This is a genomic window from Candidimonas humi (assembly GCF_019166065.1).
GTDB lineage: Bacteria > Pseudomonadota > Gammaproteobacteria > Burkholderiales > Burkholderiaceae_B > Candidimonas > Candidimonas humi.
The window spans coordinates 237,082-250,012 of the sequence record NZ_JAHTBN010000001.1; the positions used below are offsets into that span (position 1 = coordinate 237,082).

Below are 12,931 nucleotides of genomic sequence, written 5' to 3' on the forward strand. Positions count from 1 at the left end.
TATTATTGCCGATCTTGCCTGTGGCACGTATGTATCGTCGATCTGGTCCGCGGTCCACGGCCCGCGGGCCGTGTGTCCTGTCGGCCAGGACGCTAGTCGTATAGCGGGCCCATCGCCCACCGCGCTCATTGCCCGTGTTCATTGCCCTGGTTTATCGCCCGAACCGGGCTGCCGCGCGCCGCGTTCTAAAATACGCCTTTGGCCGCCCGCGCGGCACGGGCCTCGGCCTGCAACTCCCACCCTGGAATCATGATGTCGTCTGATAACTCCGCCGTCCGCGCTTCGGGGCGCGCCCTCGACGAATTGCGCCCGCTGTCGATAGAGACTGGCTACACGCGCTATGCCGAAGGCTCGGTGCTGATCCGCGCCGGCGGCACGCACGTATTGTGCAATGCCAGCGTGCTGGACAAAGTGCCCCCTTTCCTGAAAGGCAAGGGGCAGGGCTGGGTCACCGCGGAATACGGCATGCTGCCGCGCGCCACGCACACCCGCGGCGACCGCGAGGCCGCGCGCGGCAAGCAAAGCGGCCGCACGCAGGAAATCCAGCGCCTGATCGGCCGCAGCCTGCGCGCGGTGTTCGACATGCAGGCGCTGGGCGAGCGCACCCTGCACCTGGACTGCGACGTGCTGCAGGCCGACGGCGGCACGCGCTGCGCCAGCATTACCGGCGCCTGGGTGGCGGCGGCATTGGCGGTGCGCGGCCTGCTGGCCGCCGGCACCATCGAGGCGGACCCGATCCGCGACAGCGTGGCAGCGGTGTCGGTCGGCCTCGTGGGCGGCGTGCCCATGCTCGACCTGGACTATGGCGAAGATTCGGGCTGCGACGCCGATGTGAACGTGGTGATGACGGGCGCCGGCGGCTATGTGGAAGTGCAGGGCACGGCCGAAGGGCTCGCTTTCGAGCGCGCCACGCTGGATCGCCTGCTCGACCTGGCGCGCGACGGCAATGCCCGCCTGGCAGGCCTGCAGCGCGAAGCGTTGGGGTCTTGACCGGGCTTGCCGCGGCCACGCATATGTAGATAGCAAAGGAAACACGCATTCATGTCTCAAGATTCCAGCCACGGCGGCAACCCCGACAAGCGGGTGGTGCTGGCCTCCAATAATGCGGGCAAGCTCAGGGAGTTTGCCGCCATATTGAGCCAGGCCGGCCTGGCCATGGTCGCGCAAGGCGAGCTGGGGGTGGGCGAGGCCGAAGAGCCTTATGGCACCTTCGTGGAAAATGCCTTGACCAAGGCGCGGCATGCCGCGCGCCACACCGGCCTGGCGGCGCTGGCCGATGATTCCGGCCTGTGTGTCGATGCGCTGGGCGGTGCGCCCGGGGTGTATTCGGCGCGCTACGCCACGCTGCACGGCGGGGAAAAGTCCGACGCCGCCAATAATGCCTGTCTGATGCGCAATCTGGCGGGCGTCGACAACCGTCGCGCTTCATATGTGGCAGTGCTGGTGTACCTGCGCTCGGCCGACGATCCACGGCCCTTGATTGCCCAGGGCGTGTGGCGCGGCAGCGTGCTCGAGCAGCCGCGCGGCTCGAACGGCTTTGGATACGATCCTTATTTTTACCTGCCCGAGCTGGGGCGCAGCGCTGCCGAGCTCGAGCCCGCCGAGAAGAACCGCGTCAGCCATCGGGCCCAGGCCCTGGCCAGGCTGCTGCAGGCCTTGCGCGAAGAATAGAAAGGCGGGAATCCGTGCCGCATCCGATTTTTCCCATATGCCCCGAAGCAAGCATGCGCCAGGGCGGCGCTGCTGCCGATCCCGAGACGCACACTGCGGCCTCGCCCAAAAGCGGACGTGCCGGGCCGGACCACGGCGCGACGGCGGCGCCGGGCACGGCATCCGCCGGACTGCCACGCCCCGAGTCGACCGGCCTGCAAAGCCTGCCGCCGCTATCCGTGTACGTGCACGTGCCCTGGTGCGTGCGCAAGTGTCCGTATTGCGATTTCAATTCGCATGCACTGCGCGGCGAGCTGCCCGAGCGCCAGTACCTGGATGCCTTGCGCGCCGATATCGAGCAGGCGCTGCCGCTGGTCTGGGGCCGCAGGGTCACTACCATCTTCATAGGCGGAGGAACTCCCAGCCTGCTGTCGGCCGCCGCCGTGGACGAGATGCTGGCCATCCTGCGCAGCTACCTGACCGTGCTGCCCGATGCCGAAATCACGCTCGAAGCCAACCCCGGCACGGCGGAAGCCGGTCGCTTCGCCGAGTACGCCCGCAGCGGCGTAAACCGGATTTCGCTCGGCATACAAAGCTTCGACGACCGTGCCCTGCAGGCCCTGGGCCGCATCCACGATAGTCGCCAGGCGCGCGCCGCGGTGGACATGGCACAGAAGGCGGTGGACCGGGTCAACCTCGACCTGATGTACGCCTTGCCGGGCCAGACCTTGGACGGCTGCGCCGAAGACTTGCGGCTGGCCATGGCCTGCGGCACCAGCCATCTGTCGCTGTACCACCTGACCATGGAACCCAATACGGTGTTCGCCAAGTACCCGCCGACGGTGCCCGACGACGACACTAGCGCGACCATGCAAGAACTTATCGCCAGCCACACCGCCCAAGGCGGCTGGGAACGCTACGAGGTCTCGGCCTACGCGCAGCCCGGGCAGCGCTGCCTGCACAACGTGAACTACTGGGAATTCGGCGACTACCTGGGCGTCGGGCCCGGCGCCCACGGCAAGCTGTCGTTTCACGACCGCATCCTGCGCCAGGCCAAGGCGCGCAACCCGCAATCCTGGATGGAACGCGCGGTGCTCATGGATGGCAGCCATATTGCCGAAGAGCGCGTGGTGCAGGCACAGGAACTGGGTTTCGAGTTCATGCTCAATGCGCTGCGCCTGAAAGAGGGCGTGCCGGCCTCGCTGTTCACCGAGCGCACCGGCCTGTCCATCCTGGCGGCGGCGCCCGCGCTCGAAAGAGCGGTCGCCCGCGGCCTGCTCGCGGCGGATCCCACCCGGCTGCAGGCGACCGAGCTGGGCTGGCGTTTTCTGAATGACCTGCTGGCCGAGTTCCTGGAATGAGCGGGATTGGCGATCAATATCCGAATTTGCACCTTTATGGTGCGTTGTTGTTGCGGTAGTGCACTATAATTCGCACCATATTGGTGCGAATAGTGTTTCGATGACGCCGCCGAGGTGCAAAAATGCTTCCGGCTTCTTGCACTCGAAGTTGGCACGAGTATTGCTTAATGCAAGGCAGACCTGTTTTCGGTTTGACCTATTTCCAGTCCAGGAGCCCCTATGTCCACCCCCGAAGATGTCGTAAAGCTCATCAAAGACCGTGAAGTCGCCTTCGTCGATTTCCGTTTCACCGACACGATCGGCCGCGAACACCATATATCGGTGCCGGCCCATACCGTGGACGAAGACAAGCTGGAGTCCGGCCAGGCCTTCGACGGCTCGTCCATCGCCGGCTGGAAGGGCATCGAAGCCTCGGACATGCTGCTGATTCCCGATGCCTCATCGGCGCGTCTGGACCCTTTCCGCGAAGAAACCACCCTGATCCTGACCTGCGACGTGGTCGAGCCTTCCGACCTGAAGGGCTATGACCGCGACCCGCGTTCGCTGGCCAAGCGCGCCGAAGCCTACCTGAAGTCCAGCGGCCTGGGCGACACGGCCTATTTCGGCCCCGAACCCGAGTTCTTCGTGTTCGACAGCATCACCTGGAACGACGACATGTCGGGCTGCTTCGTCAAGATCAAGTCCGAAGAAGCGCCCTGGTCGCGGGGCCTGGAACTGGACGGCGGCAACCTCGGCCACCGCCCCGGCGTCAAGGGCGGCTATTTCCCCGTGCCCCCGGTCGATTCCTTCCAGGACATGCGCTCCGAAATGGTGCTGCTGCTGGAACAGCAAGGCGTGCCCGTCGAAGTGCACCACCACGAAGTGGCTGCGCCCGGCCAGATGGAAATCGGCACCAAGTTCAGCACGCTCGTAGAGCGCGCCGACTGGAGCCAGATCATGAAGTACACCATCCACAACGTCGCGCACGTCTACGGCAAGACCGCGACCTTCATGCCCAAGCCCATCGTCGGCGACAACGGCTCGGGCATGCACGTGCACCAGTCCATCTGGAAAGACGGCCAGAACCTGTTCGCCGGCAACGGCTACGCCGGCCTGTCCGAGTTCGCGCTGTACTACATCGGCGGCATCATCAAGCACGCCCGCGCGCTCAATGCCATCACCAACCCGGGTACCAACTCGTACAAGCGCCTGGTGCCGCACTTCGAAGCCCCGGTCAAGCTGGCCTACTCGGCGCGCAACCGCTCGGCCTCGATCCGCATCCCCTACGTCAGCAACCCCAAGGGCCGCCGCATCGAAGCCCGCTTCCCCGATCCCCTGGCCAATCCCTACCTGGCTTTCTCGGCCCTGATGATGGCCGGCCTGGACGGCGTGCAAAACAAGATCCACCCCGGCGATCCCGCCGACAAGAACCTGTACGACCTGCCGCCGGAAGAAGACGCCAAGATCCCGACGGTATGCGCCTCGCTGGAACAGGCCGTGGAATTCCTGGACAAGGATCGCGAGTTCCTGACCCGCGGCGGCGTGTTCAGCAACGACATGCTGGATGCGTACATCGAACTGAAGATGGCCGAGATCACCCGCCTGCGGATGACCTCGCACCCCGTCGAGTTCGACATGTACTACAGCCTCTAAGCGGCTGCGGCCCGCGGGCTGCGCGGGCCCGCCGTGCATGGCGCACGGCAGGCCCGGCAAGCCGGCCCGTCGCGGCTTTCGATTTCAGTGGACTGGGGTAGCGGCATGGATGTTTCGAGCTACGACTTGCTGGCCACTGCGGTATTGCTCCTGGACGAGCAGGGAAGGGTGGCGCATGTCAATGCGGCCGCCGAGGAACTGTTCGGCCTGTCGCGCAAGCAGTTGGCCGGTGCGCCCGCCCACGGCTTGTTCGCAGGGGGTGCGGGCCTGCAGGCGCGCTTTTCCCAGGCAATGCAAGGCCGCTTCGGCGTGCTGCGCCAGGACCTGGTGCTGGCCCGTCCGGACGGCAGCGTGCCGGTCAGCGTCACCTTGGTGCATTTGCAGCGCCAGCCCTGGGCTGCGCTGCTGGAAGTGCGCGAGCTCGAACATCATGTGCTGATCGAGCGCAATCGCCATCTCAGCCAGGAACTCGACGTGCAGCGCGAATCGCTGCGCAACCTGGCGCATGAAGTCAAGAATCCGCTGGGCGGGATCCGCGGCGCCGCCCAGTTGCTGGAAGCCGAACTGGACGACGGTTCGCTGCGCGAATACACGCGCGTCATCATGTCCGAGGCGGATCGCCTGAGCGGCCTGGTCGACAGGCTGATCGCGCCGCAGCGCCAGGCGCTGGACACTGCGCGTTTCAACATTCACGAGATCTGCGAGCGCGTATACACCTTGCTGCAGGCCGAATACGGCCCGCGCCTGGAGATCGTGCGCGACTACGATGCCTCGGCCCCGGACCTGATGGGCGACCGCGAAAGGCTGCTGCAGGCGCTGCTGAACATCGCACGCAATGCGGCGCAGGCGCTGACCGAAGACGCCTCGGTCAAGACGCCGCTGCTGACCTTGCGCACCCGCATCGGGCGCGGGCTGATACTGGCGCGGCGCTCGGTCAGGATGGGCATCGTGGTGTCGGTCATCGACAATGGCCCCGGAGTGCCCGAGGCATTGCGCGACAAGATTTTTCATCCCCTGGTCACGGGCCGCGCCAGCGGCACGGGCCTGGGCCTGAGCCTGGCACAGGAATTCGTGCAGCAGCACGGCGGGGTCGTCGAATTCGATTCGACCGCGGGCCACACCGAGTTCCGCATGATCCTGCCGCTGGAGCTGCCATGAATGCCGGGGCCGAAGCGCGGGGCCGCTGCTGCAGCGGGCCGCGCGCGCAAGCCCGGTTGCCGGGCGGTATTGCCGGACAGCACAGGGAGGTTGGCTGAATGAACCCCGTCTGGGTGGTCGACGACGACCAGAGCATCCGCTGGGTGCTGGAAAAGGCGCTGGCCAAGGTGGCGATCGAGGTGCGCAGTTTCTCGAACGCCGCTGCGGTGCTCGAGGCGCTGCGCCTCGAAACGCCTTCGGTGCTGGTCACCGATGTGCGCATGCCGGGCCAGGACGGCCTGAGCCTGCTGCAGACCATCAAGCAGGAACATCCGGGGCTGGCCGTCATCGTCATGACGGCGTTCACCGACCTGGACAGCACCGTCAAGGCTTTCCAGAAGGGCGCCTTCGATTACCTGGCCAAGCCTTTCGATGTCAATGAGGCGGTGGCGCTGATCCGCCGCGCCGCGCAGGAACGCGAGGCGGCGCCGCAAGCGCAGCCCACGCCCGGCCCGGCCGTCATGCTGCAGTCCTCGTCGCTGGCCATGCAGGAGGTGTTCCGTGCGATAGGGCGGCTGGCGTCCTCGCGCGCCACCGTGCTCATCACCGGCGAATCCGGCACCGGCAAGGAACTGATCGCGCGCGCCCTGCATACCCACAGCGTGCGCGCCGGCGGCCCCTTCATCGCCCTGAACGCCGCCGCCATCCCGCGCGACCTGCTGGAGGCCGAGCTGTTCGGCCACGAGCGCGGCGCCTTTACCGGCGCCACCACCTCGCGCCAAGGGCGTTTCGAGGCGGCGCACGGCGGCACGCTGTTCCTCGACGAAATCGGCGACATGCCGCTGGAACTGCAGACCCGGCTGTTGCGCGTGCTGGCCGAAGGCAGCTTTTACCGGGTAGGGGGCTCGCAGGCGATCAAGGTGGACGTGCGCATCGTCGCCGCCACCCACCAGCCCCTGGAACAGCGCGTGGCTCAGGGCCAGTTCCGCGAAGACTTGTTCCACAGGCTGAACGTCATACGCCTGCGCCTGCCGCCGCTGCGCGAGCGCAAGGAAGACATTCCGGCGCTGGCGCAACTGTTCCTGGACAATAGCGCGCGCAGCCTGGGCGTGCCGGTGCGCCGGCTGACCCCCGCGGCGCTGCAGGCGCTGCTGGATTTCGATTACCCGGGCAATATCCGCCAACTGGAAAATTTCTGTCACTGGATGTCGGTGATGTCCGCCAGCCAGGTGGTCGACATCGGCGACCTGCCGCCCGAAATCCATACCGGCGCCAGTGCCGGCGCGGCGGACGCCCAAGCCCATGGAGAGCCGCCCAGGCCCGCACGCATGGACGGGGCGGCCTCCGGCACCCCGCAAGGCGCGGGCGTGGCCGGCGGCTGGTCCGCGCTGCTGGCTGCCGATGCCCGGGCCCGGCTGGAACGCGGAGAGCCCGCGGTCATGAGCACGCTGACGCGCGATTTCGAGCGCACCTTGCTGCGCGCCGCGCTGGAACACAGCCGCGGCAAGCGTGTCGAGGCCGCGCAGCGCCTGGGCATAGGGCGCAATACGCTGACACGCAAGTGCCAGGAACTGGGGTTGGAAGAAGAGTGAAAGGCTAGAGCATTTTCGGCTCAAGTATTTACACTTTTCAATGCGCTGTATCAGGTAAGCGCTGCAAAATTCCGTACACATTTGCGCCGAACTTGCTCTAGCGCAATTCCGGTCCGGAGGTTTGCCGCTGCATGGGGCGGGTGCTGCGGGAAGGCGGCATGCATTTGCGCCAGGCTGGCTCTATTCGCCGGCCTGCCCGGTGCGCTCGCCGCCTGTCAACATGGCGTGCAGGCGCGGCGATTCGAGCCGCTGCAGCCACCATTTCAGGCCTTCGCCCTTGGCCGGTTCCTGCCAGGCGTAGACGGCCTGCTCGCGTATGGGTATGCCGGTATCGGTCTGGCGCGTCACCAGCAGGCCCTGGTCCAGCCAGGGCCGGGCCATGCACAAGGGCAGGTGGCTGACGCCCAGGCCGTGCGTCAGGGCGTCGATCTTGCTGTGCATATTGGGCACGATCAGCAGCGGCTGGCGTGCGTTGTAGCCGCGGTCCTGCGGCTCCAGGCGGCGGCTGGTGTCGCTGACGACGATCGCGTGGCAGGCCAGCAGGTCTGCGGCGGCCAGCACCCCCGTGCGCTGCGCCAGCGGATGGCTCGGCGCCATGCACAACACGAAGTCCACCGCCCCTATAGGCCGCGAATTGAAGCCGCCCGCCGGCGCATGCAAGGCGTCGGCGCCGATCAGCAGGTCGGCGCGGCCGGCCAGCAGCGCGTCCCAGTTGCCGCTCAGGACTTCTTCGGTGAAGCGCAACCGCGTCTGCGTGGCCAGCGCCTGGAAATCGGCCACCAGGTCCCAGATAGGGGCGGGATCCACGCCCGGGCTCAGGGCGATGCGCAACTCGGTTTCCCAGCCGGTGGCGATGCGCCGCACGCGGCGTGCGATGTCTTCCAGTTCCGCCAGCACGTGGCGGCCGTCCTCCAGCAGCGCCCGGCCGGCCGCGGTCAGGGTGGCATGCGGGCCGCGCCGGTCGAACAGCAGCACGTCCAGGTCGTCCTCGAGCTTGCGCACGCTGTAGGTGACGGAAGAGGGCGCCTTGTCCAGCGCCTGGGCGGCGCGCGCGAAGCTGCCGTAGCGCGCGATCGCGTCCAGCATCACGAACATGTCGGGGGTCAGGCTTTGCATGAGGCTATCATTCGAAAAATTCGAACGTAGAGTTTAAAACTCCTGTGTCCGGCAGGCAATAAAACGTGCAAGAATTACTTCATGGCGGTTGGTATGTCGATAAATTTCCGGCCTGGGCCAGCCATTCAATATTTTAAAACGGAGTAAACCATGATTGTCCTGCGACGCGCCAACGACCGAGGCCATGCCGAGCATGGCGGTTGGCTGAATTCCTATCACACGTTTTCCTTTGCCAATTACTACGATCCCGAGCACATGGGCTTCGGCGCGCTGCGCGTCATCAACGACGACCGCATCGCCGCCAGCCGCGGCTTCGGCGCCCACCCGCATCGCGACATGGAGATCATCACCTATCCGCTGGCCGGCCTGCTGCGCCACCAGGACAGCATGGGCCATGGATCGACGATACGCCCGGGCATCGTGCAGCGCATGAGCGCGGGCCGCGGCGTGGTGCACTCGGAAATGAATCCGAGCCCCGACACCGAGGCGCATATCCTGCAGATCTGGATAGAGCCCGACGTGCGCGGCATCACGCCCGAATACGAAGAGAAGTCCTTCGAAGAGGTGTATGTGCCCAACGCGCTGGTGCCCATCCTGTCGCCGGACGGCCGCGACTCGACCATGCGCATCCACCAGGATGCCGTCATGTACGCGGGCAAGTTCGACGGCGAGCTGCAAGTGGTCCACAAGCTGGAGCCGGGCCGCAAGGCGTGGCTGCATGTGGCGCGCGGCAGCCTGCGCGTCAACGGCCAGGACCTGCAGGCCGGCGATGCGCTGGCCGCGTCGGACGAGACCGAGCTGCGCCTGGAACAGGCCGATGGGGCGGAAGTCCTGTTGTTCGACCTGGCGTAAGCGGGTGCGGCGGGCCTCCCTGGCCTGTTGCGCCGTCCGCCGGCATGCCGCCGCCGGCGGACTCGCCGCGGGCCAGCCCGCCTGCCCGCGGCTTGCGCGCAGCCCCAGTCGGGTAAAATAGGGGCATCCAGCGGCCTCTCGCGGCTCCGGTCTGACGCAGGCCGGGCTCGAGCAGGCCGCGCCCATGTTTTCCGCGAATATCTTATGGCAGCTTTCAATTCCGAACAGGTTCTCAGTGTCCGCCACTGGAACGACACCTTGTTTTCCTTCACTACCACGCGCGATTCCGCGCTGCGCTTCGACAACGGCCATTTCGTCATGCTCGGCCTGGAAGTCGACGGCAAGCCGCTGATGCGCGCCTACAGCATCGCCAGCGCCAACTACGAAGACAACCTGGAATTCCTCAGCATCAAGGTGCAGAACGGCCCGCTCACTTCGCGCCTGCAGCACCTGCGCGAGGGCGATTCGGTGCTGGTCAGCCGCAAGCCGGTGGGCACGCTGGTAGTGCATGACCTGAAGCCGGGCAAGCACCTGTACCTGTTCGCCACGGGCACGGGCCTGGCACCCTTCATGAGCATCATCAAAGACCCCGAAGTCTATGAACGCTTCGAGAAAGTGGTGCTGCTGCATGGCGTGCGCTATGCCAGCGAGCTCGCGTATTCCGACTTCATCCAGAACGAGCTGCCGGCCAACGAATTTTTCGGCGATCAGATCCGCGACAAGCTCATCTACTATCCCACCGTCACGCGCGAGCCTTTCCGTAACCAGGGACGCATCACCGACCTGGTCGAAAGCGGAAAACTGTTCGAAGACATCGGCCTGCCGCCGCTCGATCCGGCCACCGACCGCGCCATGATCTGCGGCAGCCCGCACATGCTGGCCGACATCAGCGGCATGCTCGATCGGCGCGGTTTCGTGGTCTCGCCCGGCGTCGGCCAGCCCGGCGACTACGTGGTGGAACGCGCTTTCGTCGAAAAATAAGCCCCGGGGGGCTGTTAATGTTCTCTATAGATGATTACACTTCGATAGTTGTTTTCGTCTCATAGAGGTTAGGCATGGCCAAGCAGATCATACACACCGACGCGGCCCCCGCGGCGGTCGGCCCTTATTCCCAGGCCGTGGCGGCGGGTTCCGGCAAGACCGTCTACCTGTCCGGCCAGATCGGGCTGGAGCCGGGCACCGGCGAACTGATATCGGAAAACTTCGAAGGCCAGGTGCGGCAGTCCTTTGCCAACTTGCAGGCGGTGGTCGAGGCCGCCGGCGGCACGCTCGACAATATCGTCAAGCTCACGCTGTTCCTGACGGATCTCAGCAAATTCGCCAGCGCCAACGCCATCATGGCCGACGTCATTCCGCAGCCGTATCCGGCGCGCTCCACCATCGGGGTGGCGAGCCTGCCCAAGGGCGCCCAGTTTGAAGTCGAAGCCGTCATCGTGGTCTAGGGCCGCCATGCCGCAGCCGTTCCACGCCAGCCGGCGGCCGCAGCAGCGGCCCGCTCCGGCGGCGCGCCGCATCCAGGGATGAGCGCCTCGTCTGCCGGCCGCGCCGCACAGCGCGGCGCGAACCCGGCCGCCACGCTCGAACGCAAGTTCCAGCGGCTGGGCCTGCGGGACGTCCAGGATTTCATCGTGCACCTGCCCATGCGCTACGAGGACGAGACGCAGATCGTGCCCATAGGCGGCCTGCACGCGGGCCAGACCGGGCAGGTCGAGGGCGAGGTGCTGCATTCCGAAGTCCAGTACCATCCGCGGCGCCAGTTGCATGCCTTGCTGGAAGACGGCACCGGCAGGCTGGCGCTGCGCTGGCTGCATTTCTATCCCAGCCAGCAGAAGCAACTGGCGCGGGGCAGGCGCCTGCGGGTGCGCGGCGAGGTGCGCGGCGGTTTCGCCGGCATCGAGATGGTGCACCCCAAGGTCGCGGCGGCGGACACCGAACTGCCCGATGCGCTGACGCCGGTCTATCCGAGCACCGACGGGCTGTCCCAGCCGGCGCTGCGCAAGGCGATCGACCAGGCCCTGCAGCGGGCCGATCTGTCCGACACGCTGCCCGAACCGATACGCGAGCGCTACGGGCTGCTGCCGTTCGACCAGGCGATCCGCGTACTGCATCATCCACCGCCCCAGGTGTCCTACCACGACCTGATCGAGCGTGGCCATCCGGCCTGGAGCCGCATCAAGTTCGACGAGCTGCTGGCCCAGCAATTGTCGCTGGCGCAGGCCCGCGCCGCGCGCCTGCGCCAGCGCGCCCGCGGCCTGGACCGTGACGACCTGGTGCGCAAGCTGCGCGCGGGGCTGCCTTTCAAGCTGACGGCGGCCCAGGAACGCGCCTGCGCCGAGATCGCAGCCGACCTGCGCCGGCCCTTTCCCATGCATCGCCTGCTGCAGGGCGACGTGGGCAGCGGCAAGACCGTGGTCGCGGCGCTGGCTGCAGCCCAGGCGCTGTCCTGCGGCTCGCAGGTAGCGCTCATGGCGCCCACCGAAATCCTGGCCGAACAGCATTTCCGCAAGCTGGCGGACTGGCTGGAGCCTTTGGGCGTGGAGATTGCGTGGCTGACCGGCAGCCTGGCGCCCAAGGCCCGCAAGGCTGCGCAGGCCGCCATCGCCGAGGGCAGGGCCGGACTGGCCATAGGCACGCAGGCGCTGATCCAGGACAAAGTGGAATTCGCGCGCCTGGACCTGGTCATACTCGACGAGCAGCATCGCTTCGGCGTCGGCCAGCGCCTGGAACTCAGCCGCAAGGGCGAGACCCGCGGCGAGCGGGGCTACATCCCGCACCAGTTGAACATGAGCGCCACTCCTATCCCGCGCACCCTGGCCATGACTTTCTTCGCCGACCTGGACATCTCGGCGATCGACGAGCTGCCGCCGGGGCGCAGTCCGGTGCTGACCAAGCTGGTGTCGGATGCGCGGCGCGACGAGGTCGTGGCACGCGTGGTGGAAGAAGTGCGCCAGGGGCGCCAGGCCTACTGGGTCTGCCCGCTGGTCGAGGAAAGCGAGGCGCTGCAATTGCAGACGGCGGTCGACACCCACGCGCGGCTGGCGCAGGCGCTGCCCGGCCTGAATGTAGGCCTGGTGCACGGACGCCTGAAACCGGCCGAGAAGGCGCAGGTCATGCAGGCGTTCCGCGACGGCGCCATAGACCTCCTGGTGGCCACAACGGTGATCGAGGTCGGCGTCGACGTGCCCAATGCGTCGCTGATGATCATCGAGCACGCCGAGCGTTTCGGGCTGGCGCAACTGCACCAGTTGCGCGGCCGGGTGGGGCGCGGCTCGGCGCAGTCGGTCTGCGTGCTGATGTACCAGGCGCCGCTGTCGCAGCTGGCGCGCCAGCGCCTGCGCGCCATGTACGAAACCACCGACGGCTTCGAGATCGCGCAGCGCGACCTCGACCAGCGCGGGCCCGGGGAATTCCTGGGGGTGCGCCAGTCGGGCGTGGAATTGCTGCGCTTTGCCAGCCTGGAGACCGACACGCAGCTCGTCGAGCGCGCCCGGGCGGTGGCGCAAGAATTGCGGGAATCCTTTCCCGAGCATGCGCAGGCCCATCTCGAACGCTGGATGCGCGGCCGCCAGGATTTCCTGCGCAGTTGAAACT

The 12,931-nt window shown here is 66.7% G+C and carries 11 protein-coding genes; 10 read left to right on the forward strand and 1 reads right to left on the reverse strand.

Going from position 1 to position 12,931, the window contains the following annotated elements; all coding sequences use genetic code 11:
• The first annotated feature begins 249 nt into the window (after positions 1-249).
• The 6 genes from rph to ntrC all read left to right on the forward strand — a co-directional run bounded on the left by rph (position 250) and on the right by ntrC (position 7,372).
• Positions 250-990, forward strand: coding sequence for a ribonuclease PH (gene rph, locus KVP10_RS01050; protein WP_376810905.1), 741 nt, complete (start codon positions 250-252; stop codon positions 988-990).
• Positions 991-1,041: 51 nt separating this feature from the next.
• On the forward strand, positions 1,042-1,671 hold the full coding sequence (rdgB, locus tag KVP10_RS01055; protein ID WP_217962609.1) for an RdgB/HAM1 family non-canonical purine NTP pyrophosphatase: 630 nt from the start codon (positions 1,042-1,044) through the stop codon (positions 1,669-1,671).
• 14 nt (positions 1,672-1,685) lie between these two features.
• Positions 1,686-3,011 (forward strand): radical SAM family heme chaperone HemW, encoded by a 1,326-nt coding sequence (gene hemW, locus KVP10_RS01060; RefSeq protein ID WP_343218669.1) that lies wholly within the window; start codon positions 1,686-1,688, stop codon positions 3,009-3,011.
• Between the two features lie 219 nt (positions 3,012-3,230).
• Positions 3,231-4,643, forward strand: a complete 1,413-nt coding sequence (gene glnA, locus KVP10_RS01065) for a type I glutamate--ammonia ligase (RefSeq protein WP_217962610.1) — start codon at positions 3,231-3,233, stop codon at positions 4,641-4,643.
• A 105-nt stretch (positions 4,644-4,748) separates the two neighbouring features.
• On the forward strand, positions 4,749-5,801 hold the full coding sequence (glnL, locus tag KVP10_RS01070; protein ID WP_217962611.1) for a nitrogen regulation protein NR(II): 1,053 nt from the start codon (positions 4,749-4,751) through the stop codon (positions 5,799-5,801).
• 98 nt (positions 5,802-5,899) lie between these two features.
• The gene (gene ntrC, locus KVP10_RS01075; protein WP_217962612.1) at positions 5,900-7,372 is read left to right on the forward strand and encodes a nitrogen regulation protein NR(I); all 1,473 of its coding nucleotides are present in this window, start codon (positions 5,900-5,902) and stop codon (positions 7,370-7,372) included.
• Between the two features lie 180 nt (positions 7,373-7,552).
• Here the strand turns inward: ntrC and KVP10_RS01080 are convergent, their stop codons facing one another.
• Complete coding sequence (locus KVP10_RS01080; protein ID WP_217962613.1) at positions 7,553-8,488, reverse strand: LysR family transcriptional regulator; 936 nt, start codon at positions 8,486-8,488, stop codon at positions 7,553-7,555.
• A gap of 150 nt (positions 8,489-8,638) precedes the next feature.
• On the opposite strand from KVP10_RS01080, the gene KVP10_RS01085 reads away from it, so the two are divergent.
• The 4 genes from KVP10_RS01085 (at position 8,639) to recG (ending at position 12,927) form a co-directional block, all read left to right on the forward strand.
• Positions 8,639-9,340: a pirin family protein gene (locus KVP10_RS01085; RefSeq protein WP_217962614.1), complete on the forward strand. Its 702-nt coding sequence runs from the start codon at positions 8,639-8,641 to the stop codon at positions 9,338-9,340.
• A gap of 204 nt (positions 9,341-9,544) precedes the next feature.
• Positions 9,545-10,321: a ferredoxin--NADP reductase gene (locus KVP10_RS01090; RefSeq protein WP_217962615.1), complete on the forward strand. Its 777-nt coding sequence runs from the start codon at positions 9,545-9,547 to the stop codon at positions 10,319-10,321.
• Positions 10,322-10,395: 74 nt separating this feature from the next.
• A complete protein-coding gene (locus KVP10_RS01095; protein WP_217962616.1) occupies positions 10,396-10,782 on the forward strand; it encodes a Rid family detoxifying hydrolase in 387 nt (128 codons plus the stop codon).
• A 78-nt stretch (positions 10,783-10,860) separates the two neighbouring features.
• Complete coding sequence (gene recG, locus KVP10_RS01100) at positions 10,861-12,927, forward strand: ATP-dependent DNA helicase RecG (protein WP_217962617.1); 2,067 nt, start codon at positions 10,861-10,863, stop codon at positions 12,925-12,927.
• Positions 12,928-12,931: the final 4 nt, after the last annotated feature.